This is a genomic window from Streptomyces sp. NBC_01232 (assembly GCF_035989885.1).
Taxonomy (GTDB): Bacteria; Actinomycetota; Actinomycetes; order Streptomycetales; family Streptomycetaceae; genus Streptomyces.
The window spans coordinates 973,788-998,401 of record NZ_CP108518.1; the positions used below are offsets into that span (position 1 = coordinate 973,788).

At 72.9% G+C, this 24,614-nt stretch carries 21 protein-coding genes; 6 read left to right on the top strand and 15 right to left on the bottom strand.

Features of this window, described 5'->3' with window-relative positions:
- Positions 1-88: 88 nt before the first annotated feature.
- Both OG444_RS04715 and kstD read left to right on the top strand, forming a co-directional pair.
- Entirely contained in the window at positions 89-481 is a 393-nt protein-coding gene (locus OG444_RS04715) for an MmcQ/YjbR family DNA-binding protein (protein ID WP_327260900.1), read from the top strand.
- A 125-nt stretch (positions 482-606) separates the two neighbouring features.
- Positions 607-2,400, top strand: coding sequence for a 3-oxosteroid 1-dehydrogenase (gene kstD / locus OG444_RS04720; RefSeq protein ID WP_327260901.1), 1,794 nt, complete (start codon positions 607-609; stop codon positions 2,398-2,400).
- Between the two features lie 25 nt (positions 2,401-2,425).
- On the opposite strand, the gene OG444_RS04725 is transcribed toward kstD, so the two are convergent.
- The 11 genes from OG444_RS04725 to OG444_RS04775 all read right to left on the bottom strand — a co-directional run bounded on the left by OG444_RS04725 (position 2,426) and on the right by OG444_RS04775 (position 13,275).
- A complete protein-coding gene (locus OG444_RS04725; protein WP_030384415.1) occupies positions 2,426-2,926 on the bottom strand; it encodes a hypothetical protein in 501 nt (166 codons plus the stop codon).
- A gap of 88 nt (positions 2,927-3,014) precedes the next feature.
- The gene (locus tag OG444_RS04730) at positions 3,015-3,776 is read right to left on the bottom strand and encodes a maleylpyruvate isomerase family mycothiol-dependent enzyme (protein ID WP_327260902.1); all 762 of its coding nucleotides are present in this window, start codon (positions 3,774-3,776) and stop codon (positions 3,015-3,017) included.
- A gap of 34 nt (positions 3,777-3,810) precedes the next feature.
- On the bottom strand, positions 3,811-6,645 hold the full coding sequence (locus OG444_RS04735; RefSeq protein ID WP_327260903.1) for an ATP-binding protein: 2,835 nt from the start codon (positions 6,643-6,645) through the stop codon (positions 3,811-3,813).
- A 136-nt stretch (positions 6,646-6,781) separates the two neighbouring features.
- Positions 6,782-7,189 (bottom strand): ACT domain-containing protein, encoded by a 408-nt coding sequence (locus tag OG444_RS04740; RefSeq protein ID WP_327260904.1) that lies wholly within the window; start codon positions 7,187-7,189, stop codon positions 6,782-6,784.
- A 93-nt stretch (positions 7,190-7,282) separates the two neighbouring features.
- Positions 7,283-8,008, bottom strand: a complete 726-nt coding sequence (locus tag OG444_RS04745; RefSeq protein ID WP_327260905.1) for a hypothetical protein — start codon at positions 8,006-8,008, stop codon at positions 7,283-7,285.
- Positions 8,009-8,036: 28 nt separating this feature from the next.
- Positions 8,037-8,495, bottom strand: a complete 459-nt coding sequence (locus OG444_RS04750) for a hypothetical protein (RefSeq protein ID WP_327260906.1) — start codon at positions 8,493-8,495, stop codon at positions 8,037-8,039.
- A 129-nt stretch (positions 8,496-8,624) separates the two neighbouring features.
- Complete coding sequence (locus OG444_RS04755) at positions 8,625-8,852, bottom strand: DUF397 domain-containing protein (protein WP_401280530.1); 228 nt, start codon at positions 8,850-8,852, stop codon at positions 8,625-8,627.
- A gap of 145 nt (positions 8,853-8,997) precedes the next feature.
- A complete protein-coding gene (locus OG444_RS04760; RefSeq protein WP_327260908.1) occupies positions 8,998-10,164 on the bottom strand; it encodes a thiolase domain-containing protein in 1,167 nt (388 codons plus the stop codon).
- On the bottom strand, positions 10,161-11,219 hold the full coding sequence (locus tag OG444_RS04765) for a thiolase domain-containing protein (protein WP_327260909.1): 1,059 nt from the start codon (positions 11,217-11,219) through the stop codon (positions 10,161-10,163). Before OG444_RS04765 ends, OG444_RS04760 begins: the two co-directional genes overlap by 4 nt.
- The gene (locus OG444_RS04770; protein ID WP_327260910.1) at positions 11,219-12,178 is read right to left on the bottom strand and encodes a Zn-ribbon domain-containing OB-fold protein; all 960 of its coding nucleotides are present in this window, start codon (positions 12,176-12,178) and stop codon (positions 11,219-11,221) included. The genes OG444_RS04765 and OG444_RS04770 overlap by 1 nt, the downstream gene beginning before the upstream one ends.
- A gap of 296 nt (positions 12,179-12,474) precedes the next feature.
- Positions 12,475-13,275 carry a crotonase/enoyl-CoA hydratase family protein gene (locus OG444_RS04775; RefSeq protein ID WP_327260911.1) on the bottom strand — a complete coding sequence of 267 codons (801 nt, stop codon included), beginning with the start codon at positions 13,273-13,275 and terminating at the stop codon, positions 12,475-12,477.
- 199 nt (positions 13,276-13,474) lie between these two features.
- Here OG444_RS04775 and OG444_RS04780 point away from each other — a divergent pair, with 199 nt between their 5' ends.
- The gene (locus OG444_RS04780; RefSeq protein WP_327260912.1) at positions 13,475-15,103 is read left to right on the top strand and encodes an acyl-CoA synthetase; all 1,629 of its coding nucleotides are present in this window, start codon (positions 13,475-13,477) and stop codon (positions 15,101-15,103) included.
- 120 nt (positions 15,104-15,223) lie between these two features.
- On the opposite strand, the gene OG444_RS04785 is transcribed toward OG444_RS04780, so the two are convergent.
- Together OG444_RS04785 and OG444_RS04790 are read right to left on the bottom strand one after the other, a co-directional pair.
- Positions 15,224-15,748, bottom strand: a complete 525-nt coding sequence (locus tag OG444_RS04785; protein ID WP_327260913.1) for a hypothetical protein — start codon at positions 15,746-15,748, stop codon at positions 15,224-15,226.
- A gap of 169 nt (positions 15,749-15,917) precedes the next feature.
- Positions 15,918-16,769 carry an alpha/beta fold hydrolase gene (locus OG444_RS04790; RefSeq protein WP_327260914.1) on the bottom strand — a complete coding sequence of 284 codons (852 nt, stop codon included), beginning with the start codon at positions 16,767-16,769 and terminating at the stop codon, positions 15,918-15,920.
- A 105-nt stretch (positions 16,770-16,874) separates the two neighbouring features.
- Here OG444_RS04790 and paaK point away from each other — a divergent pair, with 105 nt between their 5' ends.
- Both paaK and OG444_RS04800 read left to right on the top strand, forming a co-directional pair.
- Complete coding sequence (gene paaK, locus OG444_RS04795; RefSeq protein ID WP_327260915.1) at positions 16,875-18,176, top strand: phenylacetate--CoA ligase PaaK; 1,302 nt, start codon at positions 16,875-16,877, stop codon at positions 18,174-18,176.
- A 90-nt stretch (positions 18,177-18,266) separates the two neighbouring features.
- Complete coding sequence (locus OG444_RS04800) at positions 18,267-19,112, top strand: YhjD/YihY/BrkB family envelope integrity protein (protein ID WP_327260916.1); 846 nt, start codon at positions 18,267-18,269, stop codon at positions 19,110-19,112.
- A gap of 86 nt (positions 19,113-19,198) precedes the next feature.
- On the opposite strand, the gene OG444_RS04805 is transcribed toward OG444_RS04800, so the two are convergent.
- Positions 19,199-20,722 carry a fatty acyl-CoA synthetase gene (locus OG444_RS04805; RefSeq protein WP_442810453.1) on the bottom strand — a complete coding sequence of 508 codons (1,524 nt, stop codon included), beginning with the start codon at positions 20,720-20,722 and terminating at the stop codon, positions 19,199-19,201.
- Positions 20,723-20,879: 157 nt separating this feature from the next.
- Here OG444_RS04805 and OG444_RS04810 point away from each other — a divergent pair, with 157 nt between their 5' ends.
- The gene (locus tag OG444_RS04810; protein ID WP_327260917.1) at positions 20,880-23,381 is read left to right on the top strand and encodes a penicillin acylase family protein; all 2,502 of its coding nucleotides are present in this window, start codon (positions 20,880-20,882) and stop codon (positions 23,379-23,381) included.
- 60 nt (positions 23,382-23,441) lie between these two features.
- Here the strand turns inward: OG444_RS04810 and OG444_RS04815 are convergent, their stop codons facing one another.
- A complete protein-coding gene (locus OG444_RS04815; protein WP_327260918.1) occupies positions 23,442-24,545 on the bottom strand; it encodes a calcium:proton antiporter in 1,104 nt (367 codons plus the stop codon).
- Positions 24,546-24,614 lie beyond the last annotated feature (69 nt).

Here is a 24,614-nt window from a genome sequence, read left to right on the forward strand (position 1 = left end):
CGGGGCTTCGCCCGTTCACAGGTGCGCAGGTACGGGAATGCCCCGTCGGGCTCCGTTAGCGTGGGGAGACGACCGACGGGAGGCGCTGATGAAGTCCGTGGTGCGCAAGTGGGAGGCGGTGCGGGAGTTCGCCCTCGGCCTTCCGGAGGCCTTGGAGGATCACCCGTGGGGGCCTGAGGACTGCGTGGTGAAGGTGAACAAGAAGATCTTCGTCTTCCTGGGCAACACCGACGGGCCCGGGAAGCCCGGTATCTCCGTCAAGCTCAAGGACGAGGCCCTGCACGGGCACGCGATGACCGCGCCGGGGGCGGAGCCCACGGGTTACGGTCTGGGCCGCTCCGGCTGGGTGTCCGTCCCGCTGGGGGAGAAGGGGGCGCCCTCGGTGCAGGTGCTGTGCGAGTGGGTGGAGGAGAGCTACCGCACGGTGGCGCTCAAGCGGCAGGTGAGGGAACTGGACGCCCGTTCGCCGGCACAGGACTGAGCGCCCGGCCCATGTGCGGGCGCCGGATGCCTTGACATCACATGATCCCCCGAACACTTTTCTGACTAAGCATCAGACATGCTGGAGGCACTTCCCCTCGCCCTTGACTTCGCTGGAGCCTGCCCATGTCCGCAAGCGCTTCACGCACCTCCCCCAACGCCCTTCCTTCCAGACGCGGGGTCCTCGCCGGTACGGGGGCCGGGGTGCTCGCCGCCACCGTGCTGCCCTCCGCCTCGGCCCGCGCCGACAGCGCTCAGGACGGGCCCTTGCTCGGCGAGTACGACGTCGTCGTGGCCGGGTCCGGGGCCGCCGGGATGACCGCCGCGCTCACCGCCGCCAAGCGGGGGCTGAGCGTGCTGGTGGTCGAGAAGGCCCCGACCTTCGGCGGATCGGCCGCGCGGTCCGGGGCCGGCATCTGGCTCCCCAACAATTCGGTGATCCTGGGCGCGGGGGTGCCGGACACCCCGCAGAAGGCGGCGACGTACCTCGCGGCCGTGGTCGGGCCGGAGGTGCCGGCCGACCGGCAGGCCGCGTTCCTCGCGAACGGGCCCCGGATGCTGGACTTCGTGATGGCCAACAGCCCGCTGAAGTTCCGCTTCATGGAGGGGTACAGCGACTACTACCCCCAGCTGCCGGGCGGGATGCCGAACGGCCGTTCCATCGAGCCGGACCAGATCGACGGCCGTCTCCTGGGCGCGGAACTGGCCCGCCTGAACCCGGCGTACATGCCGGTCCCGGCAGGCATGGTGGTCTTCAGCCAGGACTACAAGTGGCTGAACCTGGCGGCGGTGAGCGCCAGGGGGCTCGCGGTATCCACCGAGTGCCTGGCCCGCGGCACACAGGCGGCGCTGCGCGGTGAGAAGCCGCTGACGATGGGCCAGGCCCTGGCGGCCGGACTGCGCGCCGGACTCCAGCGGGCGGGCGTACCGGTGTGGCTGAACACTCCGCTGCTGGACCTGGTCCAGGAGGGCGGTTCGGTCACCGGAGTGGTGGTGGAGAAGGAGGGCGTGCGGGGCACCGTACGGGCCCGGCGCGGGGTGGTCATCGGCTCGGGCGGTTTCGAGCACAACGCGGCGATGCGTGCGCAGTACCAGCAGCAGCCGATCGGCACCCAGTGGTCGGTGGGCGCGAAGGAGAACACCGGCGACGGGATCCGGGCGGGGCAGCGGGCCGGGGCCACGCTGGCGCTGATGGAGGACGCGTGGTGGGGGCCGTCGATCCCGCTGCCCGGCGAGCCGTACTTCTGTCTCGCCGAACGGACCCTGCCGGGCGGGCTGATCGTGAACGCGAACGGCGCGCGGTTCGTCAACGAGGCGGCGCCGTACAGCGATGTGGTGCACGTGATGTACGAGAAGGACCGGGGTGCGCCCGGCTCGCACATCCCGGCCTGGCTGATCGTGGATCAGAACTACCGCAACAAGTACCTGTTCAAGGACATCCTGCCGACCCTGCCCTTCCCGGACTCGTGGTACCAGGCGGGCGCGGCGAAGAAGGCGTGGACCTGGGACGCGCTGGCGGGCCAGATCGGGGTCCCGGCGGGCGCGCTGCGGGCGACGCTGGGCCGCTTCAACGCGCAGGCGTGGAGCGGCAACGACTCCGACTTCCACCGGGGGGACACGGCGTACGACCACTACTACACGGATCCGAACGTGCACCCGAACTCGTGTCTGGCACCCGTCTGGGTCCCGCCGTTCTACGCGTTCAGGATCGTGCCGGGGGATCTGGGTACGAAGGGCGGCATCGTGACCGACGCACGGGCGCGGGCCCTGCGGCCGGACGGATCGGTGATCCCGGGCCTGTACGCGGCCGGCAACGCGAGCGCGGCGGTGATGGGCCACAGCTACGCGGGGGCCGGATCGACGATCGGCCCCGCGATGACGTTCGGCTACGTGGCGGCGAACGCCATCGCGGACGCGTGACGCCGGCGCCCGGGAACGGGAACGATCAGCCCTGCTGGAAGAGCTCGGCGGGGAGCGGCTTCAGGAGCGCGTAGAGGTCATCGGTGATCGGACGGTCCCAGCTGGCGATGGTGACCAGCACGTTGTCACTGCGGTCGAACTGGACGCAGGAGATGCGGGACTCCGACAGCTTGATCTTCCGGACGATGAGGAGGTTGTCACCCTGCATGACGGGGCAGTCCTCGACGCCGGTGACCTCGACGTCCTCGTCGTTCTCCAGTGCGTCGAGGAGCTGGGCCACCTCGAAGGGGATCTGGCTGTCGGTGAGGTCCCTGGCGGGGGAGCCCTCGGGGAGGTTCCCGATGATCATCGCGGGGCCGCGTCCGCCGAACAGGTCGTAGCGGAGGAAGACACCCTGGCAGCTGCCGTCGGGCGCGGGCAGCAGCCCGGCCCCGAGATTGCCCGGCCAGTCCCCCGGGTCCATGGCCAGGACATCGAAGTCCGGGCCGGCGGGTGTGGCGGCGCGGTGGCGGCGGAGGAAGGACATGCCGCCATGGTACGTGGCCGCGCGAGTTTTCCGGCCCGGGGGCCCGCATCCGGGAACCTGCCCGGGCCGGGCCCGCGGGCCACGGGGGTCAGACCGGTGGGACGAGCGTGAACCAGTGCGGGAGCAGGGCGGCGTCGCCCGTGACGTGCAGGGCGGTGGGCGGGAGACGGTGCCAGAGGAAGAGCGCGAGGTCCGAGGTCCGGCCCGCGGCCTCGACGTCGGCCGGGGCGGTGGAACCGGGCTCCAGCAGCACCTGGTCCCCCGAGAGGAGGACCGTCCAGGATTGCTGACCGTCGGTACTCCGGAAGCGGTACCTCTCCCCCGCGCCCGGCGGTGCCTGTTGCCAGCCGCGGCGGGCCGGGGCCATCACCTCGATCGTCTGGGTCACGGCGTCCGCGGCCACGTCCGGGGCGAGGGGGACCGGGGTGCCGGTCGCGGATTCGGCGTCCCAGCGGTGCACGGCGAGCTCGATCAGCTGCATCCGGAGCCAGAATCCCGTGGTCTGCTCCGCCGACCAGGTCCAGACCGCCGTGTCCGGCCCCAGCTCGTCGAAGAGCTCCGCCAGCTCCCGGGCACCCTGCGCGAACCAGTCGGTCAGGGCGTCCGGGCCCTCGGGGACCTCGGGCAGGGTGAGGCCGGCGGGGTCCGGCGGGGCCGTGAGCCGCTCGCGCAGCACGTACGCGAGGAAGCGGTGCACTCCGCCCAGGTGCCGGACGAGGTCGGTGACCGTCCAGCCGGGACACGAGGGAACCGCCGGCACCGGCGCGCCGCGGTCGAACGCCCGGCGGACCGCCTTCTCGAACGCCGCCGCCTCGGTCCGGAAGGGGGCGAGCCTCTCGATGTGATCCATGGGATCGACCCTGCCCACCGGGCCGGGGCTCCGATCACTTTGAGCTACGGGCGAACGCCTCCAGTGCGTCCCTGAGCCCGGGCCGGTCGGTGCCCAGCTTGCGGCAGGCCGCCGACAGCGCCCAGTCCGGCGCGGGCAGCACCACCGTCTCCGGGACGGGCTCCTTCTCGGCCCGCACGGCGAGGTCCGCGGCCCGGATCTCCTCCTCGGTGAGCCCGTCCTGCCGGGCGGGCCCGCACGGCAGTGCGCCTCCCATGCCCAGCAGGGTCTCGGCCGTCTCCGCGGCCAGCCCGTCGGCGCCGCACTCCTGCGCCGTCACCACGGCCTGCATCAGCAGGCCGGTGTCGCGCAGCTCGCTCCCGAGCGCGGCCAGGGCGCAGGCCAGTTCGTAGCCCGCCGGGGAGGCGGACAGCAGGGTGACCGCTTCCCGCAGGAGAGCGGCCCGGTCCGCCGGTTCCGCGACCTGCGCCGCCACCCGCAGGGCCTGGCCGATGCCCGAGGCGGCGCCGAAGGCGCGGGCCCGCCGGACGGCGTCGTCGGCCAGGGCGCGGGCCCGCTGCGGATCGTCGGCGGCCACCGCCCGGGCCAGGTGGAGCTGCCACGGGCACCAGGCCGGATTCTGGATGCCGCGCGGGGTCAGCCGCCGGTCGACCGCCTCCAGTTCGGCGATCGCGGTCCGCACCTGCCCCCGGGACAGGAGCAGTTCGGCGTACACGGTCTGCGAGTCGGGGAAGACCACGGCCGCCGGGAAGGGGCTGCCGTACTCGTGCTCCTGTGCCAGCTCCCAGGCCTCCTCGGGCCGGCCGCGCGCGAGCAGGGTCGTCAGGAGGATCGCTATGGCGTACCAGTGCACGGGGGTGCGCCGGCCCACCCGTTCGGCGAGCCGGAGCCCGGCCCGTGCCAGTTCCTCGGCCTCCACGAGCCGCCCGCGCCGGTAGCGGACGTAGGCGCGCAGGCTGTAGGCGAAGGAGAGGTGCGCCCCGCGCCAGCCGTGCCGCTCGAACTCGGCGGTGCCGGTCTCGAACAGCTCCTCGGCGCGTCCGGGCCGGTCGGCGTACATGTGGACCATCGCCGCCAGCACCGGAACCTCGAAGCCGCGGTCCTCGTGGGCCCAGCTGAAGGGCTGCTCCAGTACCCGTCCGGCGTGGTGCAGCACCACGTCCACGGGCTCTCCGCGCAGGCAGGCGTCCCAGGCGCGCAGCCCGATGATGTACCGCTCGGTGAGGTCGCGGCCGGTCAGCCGGTCGGCGAGGCGGGTGAGCCGCCGGGAGCGGGCCGGGGAGTCGGTCTCGGCGGCGTTGAAGGCGTCCCACATGAACTGCTCGGACTGCAGGCGCAGCCGGGCGCGCACGTCCTGGGTGTACGGGATCTCCCGCGCGAGCGATTCCGAGGCCTCGGCGAGGCGGTCGCTGTGCGCGAGGACCTGGGCGAGCCGGATCACGATGCCCTGGCGCAGGGCCGGGTCGTCGGAGGGCTCGGCGAGAGCGGCCCGCAGGTGGTTGACGGTGTTGGCGGGCTCGGTGAGCAGGGAGGCGCAGCCCAGTTCGTAGAGGACGGCGGCGCGTTCGTCGAAGTCCGGGGGCTCCAGCAGGGCGCGGGCGAGCTGGCGGCGGGCGGCCTCGGGGGCGCCGGCCCGCAGGTTCTCGCCGGCGGCCTCGCGCAGGGTGCGTACCACCCAGGGGTCGCTCTCGGGGTGGGTCTCCAGCAGGTGGCGGGCGGCCGCGGAGGAGCCGAGTCCGGCGTCGACGACGGCTGCCGCGGCCTTGCCGTGCAGGGCGACGCGGAGTGCGTCGGGGATCGCGCGGTAGATGGCGGTGGCGATGAGGGGGTGGACGAATTCCAGACCGGCCTCGGCGTCGGGTTCCTCGGCGGCGGCCGCGGAGAGGATGCGGGCGTCCCGCAGGCGGCGGGTGGCGTCCACGGCCTCCTCGGCCCCGAGGGCGGCGACCCGGGCAGCGAGGTCCTGCGGGATGGCGGTGCCGAGGACGGCGCAGGCCCAGGCGAAGCGGACGGTGGAGGGGCCGAGGCGCTCGAGGCGGGCCACGAGGCCGCTGCCGCGCTGGGCGGCGGCGAGGTCGCGCAGCTGCGGGGCGTTCGCCTCGACCGGGGTGAGGCCCTTGCCGCGGACCTTGGCGGTGAGTTCGACGGCTTCGAAGGGGTTGCCGGTGGTGACGGCCCAGGCCTCCTGGCAGAAGGCGTCGTCGGCGTGTGCGCCGACGGACTCACGGACCAGGGTGGCGACGGCGGCCGGGGTGAGCGGGGCCAGCGGCAGCGGGCGCTGTCCCGCGCGGCCCGGCAGCGTACGGAAGGCGTCGGCGTGCTCGGGCAGTTCGTCGGGGCGGTAGGCGACGACGAGGAGCAGCGGGAGGTGCTCGGCGCGCGGGGCGAAGGCGGCGAGCCAGCCGAGGGACTCGGGGTCGGCCCAGTGGGCGTCGTCGAGGACGAGGGTGACGGGGGCGCGCTTGACGACGAGGTGGGTGAGGACCCAGTCGAGGCCGTCGCGCAGGCCCTGCGGGTCGGGCGGGACTCCCTGCTCGGGGGCGCAGAGCCCGAGGGCCGGGCCGACGATGGAGTACCAGCTCCCGAGGGCGGCGCGCAGCTCCTGCTCGGAGGTACCGGCCAGCTGGGGCTGGATGAGCTGGCGGGCGACGTGGAAGGGCTGGCTCTGCTCCTGTTCGCCGCCGCGGGCGGCGAGGACGGTGCAGTTGCGGGCGTGGGCGCGGCGGCGCAGTTCGGCGAGCAGGGTGGTCTTGCCGAGTCCTGCGGGTCCGGAGAAGGCGAGCAGCGCGCCGCCCGCGTCCGGCCCGGGACCGGTGAGCTGGTCCAGGGCTTCTTCGACGATCGCGAGTTCGGCATCGCGTTCGACCATTGTGCGCCGTGTGCGGGTCCGGCGGTCCGTCATGGCTGGTACCCCCCAGGCCTGTTCGGGGGTTCAGCGTACGCCCGGCGCGCAGCGCAAGGGATGCCACTGCGGAAAAGAATCCGATCTTCTTTTCCGGGGAGTATCAGCCCTGTGCCGAGCGGGCGGCGAGGCCCTCCAGGACGGCCACGGCCTCGGCGGCCCGGTCGGCGGCCACGAAGAGGTGGTCGTGGTGGTAGCCGGCGATGACGTTGCAGCTCAGACCGTGTGCGCCGAGTTCTGAGGCGAAGGCCGCGGTGAGTCCGACGGCGTCGAGCGCGGAGTGGATCCGCAGGGTGATCCAGCCGGCCGTGTAGTCGTAGGCGAGGCCGGCCGCGTCGGCGTCCTCCTGGCGCAGTACGAGGGTGAGTCCCTCGGGTTCGAGGACGGTGGCGACGGGGGCGGTTCCGGCGGGGACGGTGGCGGCGTCGACGGTGCAGAAGACGTACGTCCCCTCGTGCAGCTCGGGCCTCATGCCGCTCAGCAGTGTCCGCAGGTCCCGCTCTCCGCTCATACGGCCGACCCTACCGATCGCCCGGGCCCGTGCGCGGTTCATCGGGAAGCGGGTCGGGTGCCGTGCCCGGGTGCGTGCGTGCGGGTCTGCGGCTCACGGGTACTCCTCGGCGTAGTGCGCGGAGCGGCCCCACACCTCGGCGAGCTCCTGCCGGTCAGTGGACGCGATGAGCGCCACGAGGCGGTCCGCCTCCGCCGCCGGGTTCCCGTCGCCGACCGCCAGGGGCACTCCGAGCTGCAGCCACGGCCGGCCGTCCTCCTGCGCCGCCCGCTCGGGGTGGATGAGCACCAGCTCCAGCCGGTTCCGTTCGGACGGGCCGGTCCAGACCGCGTCGAGCTCGCACTCCCACCGCCGTGACCAGGCCCGGTCCTCCCGGAGCCGCTCCGCCAGCAAGCCCGCCACCGTCCGGGCGGGCCATTCCCAGGCGCGGTCGTCAGCCGCCCTGCGGACCTCGGCCGCGTACCGTGCGGCGTCGAACCTGAACGCGGGCAGGTCCGCCCGACCGCCGGCCGGATTGCGCCAGCCGTCCCAGATCACCTCGTCGCCCTCCCGCCGCACCGTCACGTACAACGCCCCGCAGCACATCTCGGTGCAGGAGATCCGCGCCAGCCGTACCTCGTGCGGCCCGCCCTCGGCAGCCGCGACGCCTCCCGGCCCGAGAACGACCCACGGGTCCTCGCCCGCCCACGCCGGCCACAGGTCCGCCAGGACGTCGAGCCCGTCGATCACGGGCCGGACCTGCACCCATCCGCCCGCCGGCACCACGATCCGCAGCTCCAGCAGCTGGCCCCGCCGCTCCTCCGCGCTCATCTCCCTCATCTCCCTCGTCTCTCCCCTCGCTCTCCGCTCACCCTTCCTCGTAGAGCCGCCGGTGCCACCACGGGCGTGGACTCCCCGACCGGTCCGTGGCGGGTGCGTCCCGGTCGAAGACCGTTCGCCTGCGGAACTCCGCGTCCAGGAACCGCAGTACGCCGCCCAGCGCGCGCCGGGCTCCGGGCGGCAGGGCCCGGTACGCGTCGGCCAGTTCGTCCCGGACCGCGGCGACGTCGTCGATCGCGCAGGACGGGGCCGGGCAGACGGCGTAGGTCAGCCGCAGTCGCGAGCCGGGGCTCCGCAGGAAGACGCGATAGCGGTGCAGGAGGTCGCCGAGCGGGTGGAGGCGGGAGCCGGCCGTCCAGTGGGCCTCGGCGCTCGCGGCCGGTGACAGCCGGTCCAGGCACGGCAGTTCACGCGCCCAGGCGGGTGACCGCCGGCCGGCGTGGGTTCCTCGTGCGGCGCGCAGCGCGCCCGGCCGTCTACGCGGCATCGCCCTTTCGGCGGGTGGACATCATGAGCCCCACCCTGCCGGGCGCCCCGGGCCTGCGCAAGGGGGATCCGGCGGCCACCGGGCCGGCGGCTCCGCGCCCGGTGGTACGCCGCGTACGTACTCCCCCGGTCAGGTCAGGTCGAACTCACCGCCCCGGGCGTTCAGCACGAACTTGTGCCACTCGTCCGGCGAAAAGATCAGTGAAGGGCTCTCGGGTCGCTCGCTGTTGCGCATCGCGATGAAGCCCTCGACGAAGGCGATCTGGACGTCGCCCACTCCCCGGCTGCTCGACCGCCACTCGGCCTCGGTGAGATCGAGGTCCGGCTTCCCCCAGCCAGCGAGGGGCTGTGAAGTCATGCTCTCGGCCACGTGCGTGCTCCTCCCGGTACGTCGTCCGGGGCCAAGGTTAACCACCGCGGCGGGTGCCGGACAGGCCACGGTGAGTCACCCGTGGCCTGTCCGGCACCCCGGCCGGCCCCTCCGTCGTCGGCCGGGCCCGTGTTCAGGAGGTCGGCTCCTGTGCCCCCACCAGCCACATCGCGAAGAACTGCGCGCCGCCGCCGTACGCGTGCCCCAGCGCCCGGCGGGCGCCCGGAACTTGATGTTCGCCGGCCTGGCCTCGGACCTGGAGGGCCGCCTCCGCGAAGCGGATCATGCCGGAGGCCCCGATCGGGTTGGTGGACAGCACCCCGCCCGAAGGATTGACCGGAAGGTCCCCGTCGAGTTCGGTGACGCCGGCCTCGGTGAGCTTCCAGCCCTCGCCCTCCGCCGCGAAGCCGAGGTTCTCCAGCCACATCGGCTCGTACCAGGAGAACGGCACGTACATCTCGACCGCGTCGATCTCCCGGCGCGGGTCGGTGATCCCGGCCTGGCGGTACACGTCGGCCGCGCAGTCCTTGCCCGCCTGCGGCGAGACGAAGTCCTTCCCCGCGAAGAGGGTGGGCTCGCTGCGCATCGCTCCGCCGTGCACCCAGGCGGCCGGCTTCGGCGAACGGGTCGCACCCGCCCGGTCGGTGAGGATCATCGCGCAGGCGCCGTCCGAGGAGGGGCAGGTCTCCGAGTAGCGGATCGGGTCCCACAGCATCGGCGAGGCCTGGACCTTCTCCAGGGTGATGTCGTGCTCGTGCAGGTGCGCGTACGGGTTCTTCAGCGCGTTGCGCCGGTCCTTGTAGGCCACCAGCGAGCCCACCGTGTCCGGCGCGCCGGTGCGCCGCATGTACGCGCGCACGTGCGGGGCGAAGAACCCGCCGGCGCCGGCGAGCAGCGGCTGCTGGAAGGGCACGGGGAGCGAGAGGCCCCACATGGCGTTGGATTCGGACTGTTTCTCGAAGGCGAGGGTCAGGACGGTGCGGTGGACGCGGGCCGCCACCAGGTTCGAGGCGACCAGGGCGGTGGACCCGCCGACGGAACCGGCGGTGTGCACGCGCAGCATCGGTTTGCCGACGGCGCCGAGGGCGTCCGCCAGGTAGAGCTCGGGCATCATCACCCCCTCGAAGAAGTCGGGGGCCTTGCCGATGACGACCGCGTCGATGTCCGCCCAGGTCAGTTCGGCGTCCGCGAGGGCGCGCGCCGCCGCCTCGCGGACGAGTCCGGCGATGGAGACGTCGTGGCGGGCCGCCACGTGCTTGGTCTGGCCGATCCCGACGACGGCCACTGGCTCCTTGCTCATGCTCGGTCCCCTTCCAGGACGGCGACCAGGTTCTGCTGGAGGCAGGGGCCGGAGGTGGCGTGGGCGACGACGCGGTGCGACTCGCCTCGGTGGATGCGGGCGGCCGCCTCGCCGATGCGGATGAGGCCGGCGGCCATCATCGGATTGGCGGCGAGCGCTCCGCCGGAGGGGTTGACGGCCACGTCGTCGGCGAGCCCGAGCGCCTTGCGGAGCACGACCTCCTGGGAGGAGAACGGCGCGTGCAGTTCGGCCGTGTCCACCGGGGCCTCGAAGACGCCCGCGTGCTCGGCGGCGATCCGGGTGGACGGGGAGTCGGTGAGGTCGCGCAGGCCCAGGCTGTGGGCCTCGATGCGGTGGTCGATGCCGGTGATCCAGGCGGGGCGTTCGCACAGCTGCCGCGCGAGGTCGCCGGCGGCGAGCACGACGGCGGCCACGCCGTCGCCCACGGGCGGGCAGTCCCCGGTGCGCAGCGGCCGGACCTGGTAGTCGCCCTGCGGGACAGAACCGCGGAGCTGGGCGTGCGGGTTGGCCCCGGCGTCCGCCCGGCTGCGCGCCCCGATCGCGGCCAGGGCGCTCTCGTCGGTCTCGCCGGCGTCGATCAGGGCCCGGGCCTGGAGGGCGGCGAGGGCCACCGAGTCGGGCCAGAGCGGGGCGACGTAGTACGGGTCGAGCTGGCGGGTCAGCACGTCGCGCACCGACCCCGGCGAGGACTTCCCGTACGAGTAGACGAGCGCGGTGTCGGCCTCGCCGGTCTGGATCTTGACCCAGGCCTCGTAGAGGGCCCAGGCGCCGTCCATCTCGACGTGCGACTCGGAGATCGGCGGCCAGGCTCCGACCCCGTCGAGGGTCATGGTGAAGGAGAAGGCCCGGCCGGCCAGGTAGTCGCTGGAGCCGGAGCAGGTGAAGCCGATCTCGCCGGCCTTCAGGCCGGTGGCGGCCAGCACCTGGTGGAGGACCGGCATGACCATCTCGACTTCGCTGAGCTCGTCGGTGCGGCGCAGGTGGTCGCTCTGTGCGAAGGCGACCACCGCGACCTCGCGGGCGTATCGGGCCATCAGATGAGCTCCTTGTACGCGTCGTAGTCCGCGTCCGGTTCGCCGGTGGGGCGGTAGTGGTCGGGGTAGCGGCCGCCCTCGGTCCATACGGGCTCGACGCGCAGGCCCATGCGGACCTGGTCGTAGGGGATGCCGCCGATCCGGCCGTGGAGGGCGAGGCCGGCGCCGTCGAGGGCGATGTGGGCGTAGACGTAGGGGACTTCGATGTCGAGGTTGCGGGCCTTGATGTTGACGATGCAGTACGTCGTGACCGTGCCCGCGGGGCCGACCTCGACCCGGTCGGTGGTGGCCACCCCGCAGGTGGGGCAGGCGCCGCGCGGCGGGACGTACACCTTGTGGCAGGAGGGGCAGCGCTCGCCGACGGTCCGCCGGTCGGAGAGGGCGTTGATGTACGCCGTCTGGGCGCGGCCGGGGCTGTAGACGTAGTCGAGGCGGGCCTCGGCGACGATGCCGGTGACGGCGTCGGCGAAGTCCCCGTCGTGCGGGAGCGCTGCCCCGCCCGCGGGGCCCTCGTACGGTTCGAAGCAGGCGATGTCGGTGATGGCGCCGGTGCGTTCGGCGGCCCAGCGGACCCGCACGCGCATCCCGGTGCGGACGGCGTCGGGGCCGGGAGCGTCGAGGACGTGCAGGAGGGCGGTGTCGGCGCCGTCGAGCTTGACCAGTACCCAGGCGAAGGGGGTGTCCAGGGGCTGCTGGGAGCGGGGCCGGTCGTTCCACGCCCAGGTGGTGACGGTCCCGGTGGCGGCGACCTCGACGAGGTCGCGGATCTCCTCGGCGGTGACGGGGTCGTACTCGACGGGCGGGACCATCACCCTGCCGTCGGAGGTCTTCACACCGAGGACGGTGCGCTCGCGCAGGCCGCTGAGGAAGGCGCTCTGGACGGGCCCGAGGGAGCGGGTGAAGGGGAACTCGACGATGAGGGGTGCGCGGAGGATCTCCGGTGGGGAGGCAGCTGTCATGACGGTTCTCCGATGCGATCGATTCGTGTACGGACGGTGGGTACGAGCACAAGCCCTCCCGGGTCCCACCGGCGCTGCTTCCAGCCCGGCCGACGTTCGGGGCTCCGCTTCTCAGCCCGGCCGACGTTCGGGGCTCCGCTTCTCAGCCCGGCTCGGCGTTCGAGGCGCCGCTTCCAGCCCCGCCGGCGTTTGAGGCGCGGGGGTCCGGGGGCAGCGCCCCCGGCGACCGGCCCGCACCCGGACTCGGGCGCGGCCACGGGCACCGGCACCGGCACCGGCACCCGGCCCGGCCCCGCCTACTCGCGCCGATACACCGCGGGCCGCTTCTCCGCGAAGGCCCGCGCCCCCTCCCTCGCGTCGGCCGTGTCGAAGATCGGCCACCCCCGCAGGAGTTCCGACGCCAGCCCCTCCCGCTCCGTCAGCTCGGCGGTCTCGTAGACCGACGCCTTGACCGCCTCCACCGCCAACGGCCCGCACTCGTTGATCCGTTCCGCGATCTCCAGCGCCGCCGCCAGCGCCGTGCCGTCCGGCACGACCCGCCCGACCAGCCCGATCCGCTCGGCCTCCGCCGCGGAGTAGGCGCGTCCGGTCAGCAGCATCTCCAGGGCGTGCGTACGCGGGATCTGCCGTGGCAGCCGCACCGTGGAGCCGCCGATCGGGAAGAGCCCGCGCTTGACCTCGAACAGCCCGAAGGTCGCGCCCTGCGCCGCCACCCGGATGTCCGTGCCCTGCAGAATCTCGGTCCCGCCGGCCACGCAGTATCCCTCCACCGCCGCGATCACCGGTTTGCGCGGCCGGTAGTGGCGCAGCATCGCCTTCCAGTGCAGGTCGGGGTCGGCCTTGAGGCGGTCCCGGTACCGGTCGCCCGCCATCCCCTTGCCGGCCAGGGCCTTGAGGTCCATTCCGGCGCAGAAGTCCCCGCCCGCACCCGTCAGGACCACCGAGCGGATCCCGTCGTCGGCGTCCGCCTCCAGCCAGCCGTCGTACAGCCCCACCAGCAGCGGCAGCGAGAGCGCGTTCTTCGCCTCGGGCCTGTTCATGGTGAGCACCAGCGTGGCGCCGTGCCGATCCACGGTCAGGTGTTCTGTCCCACCCATTGCCGTCCTCCCGTCTCAAGACCTAGAACAGGTTGCAGTAGGGGCGGGAGCAGTTCAATAGTTTTCTGACACCCAGTCAGATTTCTTGGGCGGCGCCCTTCCCAGTTGCCCTCTCCGGCGCTCTAATGACCGCCGGAGCAGGCCGGCCACGGGGCCAGTCGTCGGGTACATCGGGAAACATTCGGGGTCAGGAGGAACGGTGGAGTACAACCTTGCCGACCTGTTCGAGTCGGTCGTGGACGTGGTCCCGGACCGCGAGGCCCTCGTGTACGTGGACCACCCCGGGACGGGCGCCGAACGCCGCCTGACGTACGCGGAGCTCGACGAGGCGGCGAACCGGATCGCGCACCACCTGCTCGACAGCGGCCTGACGGCCGGCGAGCACCTGGGCCTCCACCTCTACAACGGGATCGAGTACCTGCAGACCGTACTGGCCTGCCTGAAGGCCCGGCTGGTCCCGGTGAACGTCAACTACCGTTACGTGGAGGAGGAGCTGGTCTACCTCTACAACGACGCCGATCTCGCCGCCCTCGTGTTCGAGGGCGAGTTCACCGAGCGGGTCGCCGCCGCGCTCCCCCAGACGCCGGGGCTCCGGCACCTGATCCGGGTCGGCGAGACTCCCGAGGCCGCTCCGGAGCCCTCGATCGCGCCGGTCCCGTACGCGGACGCGGAGGCGTCCGGCTCTCCGGGGCGAGGATTCCCGCCGCGCAGCCCCGACGACCTGTTCATCATCTACACCGGTGGCACGACGGGCATGCCCAAGGGCGTGATGTGGCGGGCCGAGGACCTCTTCTTCGCCGGGCTGTTCGGCGGCGAGCCCTCGGGCGAGCCGGTGAAGCGGCCGGAGGAGCTGGCCGAGCGGGTCGCGGCGCGCGGCGCCGGGCTCACCTTCTTCCCGGCTCCCCCGCTGATGCACGGCACGTCGACGCTGACGTCGTTCATCGCTTTCAACTACGGGCAGCGGGTGGTCATCCACCGCAAGTACGCGCCCGAGGAAGTGCTCCGTACGATCGAGAAGGAGAAGGTCTCGAGCGTGTCGCTGGTGGGCGACGCGATGCTGAGGCCGCTGATCGACGCCCTGAACGGGCCGCTCAAGGGCACGGACCTGTCGTCGCTGTTCAGCGTCTCCTCGTCCGGGGCGATCATGTCGGAGACGGTACGTGCCGAGTTCCAGCGGCTGGTGCCGAACGTGCTGCTGCTGAACAACTTCGGGTCGTCCGAGTCCGGTTCCAACGGCCGCGCGACGGACGACTCCGGCCCGGAGAAGGGCTTCCGGCTGGAGGTCAACGACCGTACGCAGGTGGTGGACCCGGTCACGCACGAGCCGGTGGCGGTGGGCGAGCCGGGACGCCTCGCCCAGCGCGGGCACGTCCCTCTCGGCTACTACAACGACCCGGCGAAGACCGCCGAGACCTTCTTCCAGAAGGGGACGGAACGCTGGGTGCTGCTCGGCGACATGGCGACCGTCGACGAACAGGGCATCGTCACGGTGCTGGGGCGCGGCTCGCAGTGCATCAACACGGGCGGCGAGAAGGTGTATCCGGAGGAGGTCGAGCAGGCGCTGAAGTCCCACCCCGACGTGTACGACGCCCTGGTGGCCGGGGTCGCGGATCCGACGTGGGGCAGTCATGTCGCCGCGGTGGTGCAGGTCCGGGAGGGCGCCCCGGCGCCGTCCCTGGACCAGATCCAGAGCCACTGCCGCACCCGGCTGGCGGGCTACAAGATTCCGCGCCAGCTGGTCATCGCGCCCGCCATCCAGCGTTCCCCGAGCGGCAAGGCGGACTACCGCTGGGCGAAGGCGGTGGCGACGGAGGCGGACACGGCCTGACCTGAGCTGACCTGAGCTGACCTGAGCTGAGCTGACCTGAGCTGACCGGGCGAGGTTCGCGGGCCCGTCGGCGGGGCTCCCGCCGACGGGCCGTGCGGGTCGCGTCCCCCGCATCCGCGCTCAGGAGGCAGCGGGTGCGGGTGTGAGGGCAGGAGAGGGGGACGCCGGGGCGGTGGTGGCCCCCTCGCCGGCGTCCACGCAGTTCAGCGATACGAGGACCAGCGCCTGCGGACCCGGTCCGGAGTCACCCGAGAAGCCGGCCACGACCGTCCAGTTGCCCTTCCTGAGAAGGTTCTGCGACTCCCAGCCCATGTTGGGATCGTCCTGCCAGCCGTGCTCGGAACGGGCCCGCGCCAGGGCCGCCTTGAAGGCGGCCGCCACCGTCTCCTGCGCATGGTGCCCCGAGAGCCGTTCGGAACACATGCCGTTGAGGTTGGAGGGTTCGCGCCTCATCACGATGCCCTCGGCCGCCAGTGCCGCCGTCATCTCCCCCACCGCCGTGTCGGCGGACATCGGCGGGCCCGAGAAGCGCGGGGGCAGGGGGCCGAGGTCACGCAGCGGATGCGCGCAGGCCGTCGCCGTCGCCGCCGTCAGTGCCGCCAGGGCCAGGGCTCCCAGGGCTGCGCGTGCCCGTATTCGTCGCACGATGATGTCCGTCCTCCCGGTTCGCGGTGCAGCCGGCCAGTCTGCCATCCCTGCGATCTTGATGGATCAGCAACCAGCGACCACCGGCCGACTACCGACTGCCGACTGCCGACTGCCGACTGCCGACTGCCGGCGGGGCCGCAAACCCCGGCCCCGCCGCCTCGCATCGTCAGGCTCCCGCCGCCAGGAACCGCTCCACGCGGTCCGCGAACCAGGCCGCGTCGTCCAGCCACGGGAAGTGGCCGGCCCGGGGCTGGACGTCGACCGAGCCCCGCGGGAACAACGTGGCGAGCCGGGCCGCCAGGGCGGGGCGGGGGTTGCCGTCCAGTTCCGCGGCCAGCACCAGGACCTCGCCCGCGACCCGGCGGAGCGCCTCACGGGTGGCGGGCGGGTCGAAGGCGCCGGGGCCCGCGTAGGCCTCGGCGGCCTTCTCGTTCTGCTGCCGCGCGTTCGCCGCCCAGTGCGCCCGGGCCGTCGCGTCCCAGTTCCCGTAGAACACCGGCGCGGCCAGCTCCCAGTCCTCCTCGCCGTGGGCGGTGTCCCCGAGGATCCGCTCGTAGGCCGCGATGGCCGTGTCGTACGGCTCGCCGCCCGCCCGCAGCCGGGCGCCCTCCAACCGGTCCTCGGCGACGACCGGGAGGTCCACGGCCCACGCGGTCGGGGTGACCAGGACGGTCCGGCGCAGCCGCTCGGGGTGCGCGGCCGCGTAGAGCTGGGCGAGGTTGCCGCCGGCGGAGTGGGCGAGGAGGTCCATGCGCTCCAGGCCCAGGTGCGCCCGCAGCGCCTCCACGTCGCCGACCTGATGGTCGACGCGGTACGTCGACTCGTCGGCCGGTACCGCGGAGTCGCCCGTGCCGCGAAGATCGAGGAGGATCAGAAGGCGTCCGTCCGCCAGCCCGCCCAGGTCTCCCAGATATGTGGAGGCCCGCATGGCGCCACCCGGGATGCAGACCAGTGGCTCACCGTCCCCCTGGAGGTGGTAGGCGAGTTCGGTTCCGTCGTAGGTGATGAAGGTAGGCATGCCGGCCATCACAACAGACGATCACTCGTTCGAGTCATTGATTTAACCTGCGGATTTCTGGCAATCTACCGAATGATCGGTCGGTTCTCATGATGAGGTGACGGCATGGCGGCGTACGCGGATCTCCACGACGAGGGCGAGCGGCTGGGCCGCGACGAGCTGGCGGCCCTCCAGCTCACCCGGCTGCGCGCCACCCTGCACCGGGCGTACGAGAACGTGCCGTTCTACCGACAGGCCTTCGACAAGGCGGGCGTGCATCCCGACGACTGCCGGTCCCTCGCCGACCTCTCCCTGTTCCCCCTGACGACCAAGGCCGACCTGCGCGACCAGTACCCCTTCGGGATGTTCGCCGTGCCGCGCGAGCAGGTGCGCCGCATCCACGCCTCCAGCGGCACCACCGGGCGCCCGACCGTCGTCGGGTACACCGACGGGGATCTCGCCACCTGGGCGGATGTCGTCGCGCGCTCCATACGCGCGGCGGGCGGACGGCCCGGCCAGATCATCCACATCGCCTACGGGTACGGGCTGTTCACCGGCGGCCTGGGCGCGCACTACGGCGCCGAGCGCCTCGGCTGTACGGTCGTGCCCGCGTCGGGCGGGATGACGGACCGGCAGGTCCGCCTCATCGAGGACTTCAGGCCGGAGGTCATCATGGTGACCCCCTCCTACATGCTGACCCTGCTGGACGAGATGGAGCGCCAGGGGATCGACCCGCGCGCCACCTCGCTGAAGACGGGGATCTTCGGAGCCGAGCCGTGGACCGAGGAGATGCGCCGGGAGATCGAGGAGCGCCTCGGCATCGACGCGGTGGACATCTACGGCCTGTCCGAGGTCATAGGACCGGGCGTGGCGCAGGAGTTCGCGGAGACCAAGGACGGCCTCCACATCTGGGAGGACCACTTCTATCCCGAGGTGGTCGATCCGCTGACCGGTGCGGTGCTGCCGGAGGGCGAGCCGGGCGAGCTGGTGTTCACCTCCCTCACCAAGGAGGCCATGCCGGTCATCCGCTACCGCACCCGGGACCTGACCAGGCTGCTGCCCGGCACGGCCCGGCCGGCCTTCCGCCGGATGGAGAAGATCACGGGCCGCAGCGACGACATGATCATCCTGCGCGGGGTGAACATGTATCCGACCCAGATCGAGGAGATCCTGCTGCGGACGCCGGGCCTGGCTCCCCACTTCCAGCTGCGACTGACCCGCGAGGGCCGGATGGACGCCCTGACGGTACGGGTGGAGGCGCGCCGGGAGACGGACGACGACCGGCGGCGGGACGCGGCCGACGCCGTGGTCCGGGCCGTCAAGGAGGGGATCGGGGTTTCCGTCCGGGTCGAGGTGGTCGATCCGGAGACCTTGGAGCGTTCGGTGGGGAAGATCAAGAGGCTGGTCGACCTCCGCAGCGCCGGGTAGCCCCGGTCCGGGCGGCTGAAACCACCCCTTCGGGCCCATTTCGGGGCGGCTCCCGGGAGCGGGCGGACGCGCGCGGGTAGGGCATGAAGTGTGATCTCCACCGTCCGCCAGCTCTACGACCGGCTCCAGGGCTCCCAGATCGGGCTGGCCTGGAGCCGCGGCCGGGAGATGGAGCTGATGCACCGGGCGATGGGCTTCGCCGCCCTCGGCTTCCTCACCCTGGTGCCGCTGCTCGTGGTCGTGGCGGCCGCAGCACCGGGAAGCGGATCGGGGTTCGGCCGCTGGCTCGGCCAGGCTCTCGGGGTGACGGAGGCCTCGCGGGTCCGGGTCGAGATGCTGTTCGGCGCGGCGGACCTGGCGCTGGAGCGGACCACGGCGTTCGGTCTGGCCGCGCTCGCGGTGTTCGGCCTGACCTTCGGCTCGGCGGTGCAGACCGGCTACGAGAAGGTCTGGGACCTGCCGACCATGCGCTGGCACACCATGTGGCGGCACGTCGTCTGGCTCGCTCTGCTGGTCTGCTACCTCGGGCTGCTCGTGGGGATCCCGGCCCCGTCGAAAAGCGTCGTCGGCTCGGTCCTCGGCGCTCTGGGCGACCTCGTCGGAACCTGCCTGTTCTTCGTCGGCGGGCAGCGTCTGCTGCTCGGCGGCCGGGTCCGCTGGCGCGCACTGGTACCGGGGGCGGTGGCGACCAGCCTCGGGCTGCTGGGGCTGCGGATCTTCTCGCAGCTGGTCTTCTCCCCGCTCATCGCGTCCAACGCCGTCATCTACGGCCCCTTCGGCACCCTCCTCGTCGTGCAGTCCTGGCTGGTGGGCGTGGGCTTCGTCGTCTACGGCGGCGCGCTCGTCGGCCGGCTGGTGCACGAGCACCTCACCCTGCGGCGGCTGCGGCGCAGCGGGCTCTTCCCTCCCGAGGACCCCGCCACCCACCATGCGTGACGGCGCCGACCGGGGTCGGAACCTCCGGCACCCCTGACCAAAACGCCCGGCCGGCCTCCCCTAAGCGGGGAGGCGGGGCGGAGGGGTCAGCTGCCGGGCTCCGCGAAGCGGTCGCGGAGTTCCCGCTTGAGGATCTTGCCGCTGGCGTTGCGCGGCAGGGCTTCCACGAAGAGTACCCGCTTCGGGGCCTTGAAATGGGCGAGTTTCTCCCGCGCGTAGGCCATCAGCTCCGCCTCGGTCACCTCCCCCCGCGGTACCACCAGCGCCGTGACCGCCTCGATCCAGCGCTCGTCGGGCAGGCCGATCACCGCCGCCTCGGCCACGCCCGGGTGGGTGTAGAGCACGTCCTCCACCTGCCGTGAGGCGACCAGTACCCCTCCCGAGTTGATGACGTCCTTCACCCGGTCCACGACCGTGTAGTAGCCCTGCGCATCGCGCACCGCGAGGTCGCCCGAGCGGAACCAGCCCTCCCGGAAGGCCTTCTCCGTGGCCACCGGGTCGTTCCAGTACCCCTGGCACAGCTGCGGCGAGCGGTAGACCACCTCGCCCGCCGTCCCGTCCGGCACGTCCTTGCCGTCCTCGTCGACGATCTTCGCCTCGACGTGCCGCACGGGCCGCCCGCAGGAGTCCATCCGTCCCTCGTGCTCCCGCGGCCCGAGCACCGTGGCCAGCGGGCCGATCTCGCTCTGGCCGAAGCAGTTGTAGAAGCCGATCCCCGGCAGCCGCTCGCGCAGTCGTTCCAGGACCGGAACCGGCATGATCGAGGCCCCGTAGTAAGCCTTCCGCAGCGGGCCGAGCTCGCGCGCCGCGAACTCCGGGTGATTGGCCAGGCCGATCCACACCGTCGGCGGTGCGAAGAAGCTGTCCGCCTCCCCGGCCTCGACGAGGTCGAAGATCCGCTCCGCGACCGGCGCGTCCACGATCGTGTTCCGCGCCCCCACCGCCAGGTACGGCAGCAGGAAGACGTGCATCTGCGCCGAGTGGTACAGCGGCAGCGAGTGCACGGGCCGGTCGTCCTCGGCCAGGTCCAGCGCCTCGATCGCGCTCTCGTACTCGTGGACGAGCGCCCGGTGCGTCATCATCGCGCCCTTGGGCAGGGCGGTGGTCCCCGAGGTGTAGAGGAGCTGCGCCAGCGTGCCCGGGTCCCGGCCGGCGTCGAAGGGCAGCGGCTCCGCCAGGTCGGCCAGGAAGGAGCCGGGGGCGTCGCGCAGGGCCCGTACCCGGTACCCCTCGGGAATCCGCCCGGCCAGGTCCGGATCGGCGAGGACCAGGGCGCTCTCCGAGTTGTCCAGGATGTGGGCGAGGTCCTCGCCGGTGAGGTTCTGGTTGACCGGGACGTGGGTGAGCCCGGCCCGGGCGCAGGCGAGGAAGGCGAGGAGGTAGGCGTCCGAGTTGTGGGCGAAGGTGGCGACCCGGTCCCCCGCGGCCAGCCCGTACCGCTCGCGCAGCACGGCGGCGCCGGTGGTGACGGCCTCGTCGAGTTCCGCGTACGTCCAGCTCCGCCCGCCGTAGCGGACGGCCGGGCGGTCCGGGACCCGCCGCGCGCTGTCCCGCACCAGCCCGTCGACCGTGTTGTCCCGCACTGCCCGCACTGCCCGCGCTGCCGTCATGGCGCGATCCTCGTCCGCCGGTGCACCCGAGGTCAATAACCGGATACCAAACGGCATGTTGACAGATCATCGGACCGCCTGAATGAGTGTGGGGGCACGGACGCACCGCCTGTCCATCGGGTAACCACGCCCATCCACAGGCTACTTGGGAGGACTGTTGCATCTCAGAACTCGTCCGATACTCCGCCGCGTCGCCCTCACCGGCGCCGCCCTGCTCGCCGCGACGGCCGCGATGCCGCAGACCGCGGCGGGGGCGGCGACCGACGACCGGACACCGGTCGGGCGCGGCGGCCTGTCCGCCGTCGTCCGGTACACCGAGAACGGCATACCGCACATCCTCGCCCGCGATTACGCGCAGCTCGGCTTCGGCACCGGCTGGGCCCAGGCCGCCGACCAGGTCTGCGTCCTCGCGGACGGGTTCGTGACCCTCTCCGGGGAGCGCTCCCGCTGGTTCGGCCCCGACACCGCGCCCGATTTCTCGCTCTCCTCGGCGACGAAGAACCTCTCCAGCGACCTGTACTTCAAGGGGGTCCGGGAGTCCGGCACGGTGGAGAAGCTGCTGGCCACGCCGGCCCCGGCCGGACCCACCAAGGACCTCAAGGAGCTGATGCGCGGCTGGGCCGCCGGTTACAACGCCTGGCTCGCCCAGAACAAGGTCACCGACCCGGCGTGCAAGGGCGCCGGCTGGGTCCGCCCGGTCACCACGGCCGACGTGGCCGCCCGCGGCTTCGCGGTCTCGGTCCTCGGCGGCCAGGGCCGCGGCATCGACGGCATCACGGCGGCGCAGCCCCCCGGGCCCGGCACGGCGGGCGCGGCGGGCGACACGGGCACGGCGGGCGACACGGGCAGGGCGGGCGCGGCGGGCAGGCCGGGCGACGTGGCCGGCCCCGGGTCCGATCCGGCGGCCGCCGCCGAGGCGGCGAGGGAGTTCTTCGACACCAGCCGGTACGACATGGGCTCCAACGCGGTGGCCTTCGCCGGCTCCACCACCGCGAACGGACGCGGCCTGCTGCTCGGGAACCCGCACTACCCGTGGCACGGCGGGCGCCGCTTCTGGCAGTTCCAGCAGACCATCCCGGGCGAGCTGAACGTCTCGGGCGCCTCCCTGCTCGGCACCGCCGTGGTCAACGTCGGCTTCAACGAGAAGGTGGCCTGGAGCCACACGGTGGCCACCGGTACCCCGGTGAACCTGCACCAGCTCACCCTGGACCCGGCCGACCCGACCGCCTACCTGGTCGACGGAAAGCCGGAGCGGATGACCCGGCGGACCGTCACCGTCCCGGTGGCGGGCGGCGATCCGGTCACCCGCACCCAGTGGTGGACGCGCTTCGGACCGGTGCTCTCCGGCCTCGGACCGGGCCTGCCGCTGCCGTGGACCGCGCAGACGGCGTACGCGCTGAACGATCCGAACGAGGCCAACCTGCGCGGCTCCGACACCGCCCTCGCGATGGGCAGGGCCCGTTCGGTGGCCGGTGTCCAGGACGCGCTGAAGCGCACCCAGGGCCTGCCCTGGGTCAACACCGTGGCCGCCGACTCCGCGGGCGGCACCCTCTTCACCCAGACGCAGGTGCTCCCCCGGATCACCGACGAGCTGGCCGCCCGCTGCTCCACCCCGCTGGGCCGGGCCACCTACCCGGCCTCGGGACTGGCGGTGCTCGACGGATCCCGCACCGACTGCGCGATCGGCTCGGACCCGGACGCGGTGCAGCCGGGCGTCTTCGGCCCCGGCAAGGCACCGACGCTCCTGAACGCCCCGTACGCCGAGAACTCCAACGACAGCGCCTGGCTGGCCAATGCCGACCGGCCGCTGACCGGCTACGAGCGGATCTGGGGCACCGTGGCCACCCCCCGCTCCCTGCGCACGCGCGGCGCGGTCGAGGACGTGTCCGCGATGGCCGCGAAGGGCCGGCTGACGGTTGCCGACCTGCAGAGGCAGCAGTTCGCCGACCGCGCCCCGGCCGGTGATCTGGCGGCCGCGGACGCGGCGAAGGCGTGCACCGCGCTGCCCGGCGGGACGGCGACGGCGAGCGACGGAAGTGCGGTGGACGTCTCGGCGGCCTGCGGGGTGCTGGCGAGCTGGGACCGTACGACCGACAACGCCAGCCGCGGCGCGCTGCTCTTCGACCGGTTCTGGCGCAAGGTGACGGCTTCGACGCCCGCCAAGGACCTGTGGCTGGTGCCGTTCTCGGCGGCCGATCCCGTACGCACTCCCCGTACGCTCAACCAGGCGGCGCCCGGCATCGGGCGGGCGCTCGCGGACGCGGTGGCGGAGCTGAGGGCGGCCGGGATCGCGCTGGACGCACCGCTGGGTGAGCACCAGTTCGTGCTCCGGGGCGGGCGCAAGCTGCCGGTGGGCGGCGGTACGGAGGCGCTCGGCGTCTGGAACAAGGTCGAGGCGCCCTGGAACGCGGCGGCCGGCGGCTACCCGGAGGTCTCGAGCGGGTCCAGCCACATCCAGGCGGTCGGCTGGGACGGCGGCCGCTGTCCCGTGGCCCGCACCCTGCTGACGTACAGCCAGTCCTCGAACCCGCTCTCGCCGTACTACGCGGACCAGACCCGGATGTACTCCGAGGAGCGCTGGGTCACGGCACGCTTCTGCGAGCGGGACATCCTCACCTCGCCGAAGCTGAAGGTGGTGCCGGTGCGCGAACGGCGCTGATCTCTTGGATCTCTGGGCTCCGTGACCGCTGCGCTGCGTGCCTCTTCCCGGCCCCGGCCCTCACGGGCTGACGGCAAGGAAGAGGTACGCGGCGAGCAGCACGATGTGCACGCCGCCCTGGAGCAGCGTGGCCCGCCCCGGGACGATGGTGAGGGCGCTGACCACGACGGTGAGGGCGAGCAGCACCATGTGGATCGGGCCGAGGCCCAGCAGGAGCGGGCCGGAGAGCCAGATCGAGGCCAGGGCGATGGCGGGGATGGTCAGGCCGATACTGGCGATGGCGGAGCCGTAGGCGAGGTTGAGGCTGGTCTGCATGCGGTCGCGGCGGGCGGCGCGGACGGCGGCGAGGGTCTCGGGCAGCAGGACGAGCAGGGCGATGATCACACCGACGACGGCCTGGGGCAGGCCTGCGGCCGCGACGGCCCGCTCGATGGTCGGGGAGACGGCCTTGGCGTCGCCGACCACGGCGACGAGCGCGACCAGCAGCAGGCCGAGGCTGACGAGGGCGGCGCGGGCGGTGGGCGGGTCCGCGTGCTCCTCGCCCTCGCCACGCCCCTGTCCGGTGTCCACGGGCAGGAAGTAGCTGCGGTGACGGACCGTCTGGACGGCGACGAAGAGCCCGTACAGCGCGAGCGAGGCGACGGCGGCGAACGTGAGCTGCGCGGTGGAGAACTCGGGGCCCGGCTTGCTGGTGGTGAAGGTCGGCAGGACCAGGCTGAGGGTGGCCAGGGTTGCGACGGTCGCGAGGGCCGCACCGGACCCCTCGGGGTTGAACACGGCGATCCGGTTGCGCAGGGCGCCGACGAACAGGGAGATGCCGACGATGCCGTTGCAGGTGATCATGACGGCGGCGAAGACCGTGTCCCGTGCCAACGAGGCGGTCTTGTCGCCGCCGTCGACCATCAGCGTGACGATGAGCGCCACCTCGATCACCGTGACCGCGACGGCGAGGACGAGGGAGCCGAAGGGTTCACCGACCCGGTGGGCGACGACCTCGGCGTGGTGGACGGCGGCCAGCACCGCGCCGGCGAGACAGAGCGCGACGATCCCCACCGCGAAGCCGGGTAGGTCCCGGCCCCAGCTGAGGACGAGCGCGACCAGCGCCACCACGGGGACCACCACGGTCCAGTCGGTCAGGAGAGATCTGCGCGCAGTCGTACTCATATCAGCCAAGTTGCCAGAAGTATCCCGTCCGTGCGGCGCAAGGCGCGCCTCCGGGCCCTTGACGTGGCT

Bases quoted from the DNA above. Each gene is read 5' to 3' on its own strand.
- OG444_RS04730 (WP_327260902.1), bottom strand. From the start codon at position 3,776: ATGGATCACATCGAGAGGCTCGCCCCCTTCCGGACCGAGGCGGCGGCG.
- OG444_RS04815 (WP_327260918.1), bottom strand. From the start codon at position 24,545: ATGAGTACGACTGCGCGCAGATCTCTCCTGACCGACTGGACCGTGGTG.
- OG444_RS04790 (WP_327260914.1), bottom strand. From the start codon at position 16,769: ATGCCTACCTTCATCACCTACGACGGAACCGAACTCGCCTACCACCTC.
- OG444_RS04735 (WP_327260903.1), bottom strand. From the start codon at position 6,645: ATGGTCGAACGCGATGCCGAACTCGCGATCGTCGAAGAAGCCCTGGAC.
- OG444_RS04745 (WP_327260905.1), bottom strand. From the start codon at position 8,008: ATGAGGGAGATGAGCGCGGAGGAGCGGCGGGGCCAGCTGCTGGAGCTG.
- OG444_RS04760 (WP_327260908.1), bottom strand. From the start codon at position 10,164: ATGAGCAAGGAGCCAGTGGCCGTCGTCGGGATCGGCCAGACCAAGCAC.
- kstD (WP_327260901.1), top strand. From the start codon at position 607: ATGTCCGCAAGCGCTTCACGCACCTCCCCCAACGCCCTTCCTTCCAGA.
- OG444_RS04715 (WP_327260900.1), top strand. From the start codon at position 89: ATGAAGTCCGTGGTGCGCAAGTGGGAGGCGGTGCGGGAGTTCGCCCTC.
- OG444_RS04755 (WP_401280530.1), bottom strand. From the start codon at position 8,852: ATGACTTCACAGCCCCTCGCTGGCTGGGGGAAGCCGGACCTCGATCTC.
- OG444_RS04770 (WP_327260910.1), bottom strand. From the start codon at position 12,178: ATGACAGCTGCCTCCCCACCGGAGATCCTCCGCGCACCCCTCATCGTC.
- OG444_RS04740 (WP_327260904.1), bottom strand. From the start codon at position 7,189: ATGAGCGGAGAGCGGGACCTGCGGACACTGCTGAGCGGCATGAGGCCC.
- OG444_RS04750 (WP_327260906.1), bottom strand. From the start codon at position 8,495: ATGCCGCGTAGACGGCCGGGCGCGCTGCGCGCCGCACGAGGAACCCAC.
- OG444_RS04805 (WP_442810453.1), bottom strand. From the start codon at position 20,722: ATGACGGCAGCGCGGGCAGTGCGGGCAGTGCGGGACAACACGGTCGAC.
- OG444_RS04775 (WP_327260911.1), bottom strand. From the start codon at position 13,275: ATGGGTGGGACAGAACACCTGACCGTGGATCGGCACGGCGCCACGCTG.
- OG444_RS04765 (WP_327260909.1), bottom strand. From the start codon at position 11,219: ATGGCCCGATACGCCCGCGAGGTCGCGGTGGTCGCCTTCGCACAGAGC.
- paaK (WP_327260915.1), top strand. From the start codon at position 16,875: ATGGCGGCGTACGCGGATCTCCACGACGAGGGCGAGCGGCTGGGCCGC.
- OG444_RS04725 (WP_030384415.1), bottom strand. From the start codon at position 2,926: ATGTCCTTCCTCCGCCGCCACCGCGCCGCCACACCCGCCGGCCCGGAC.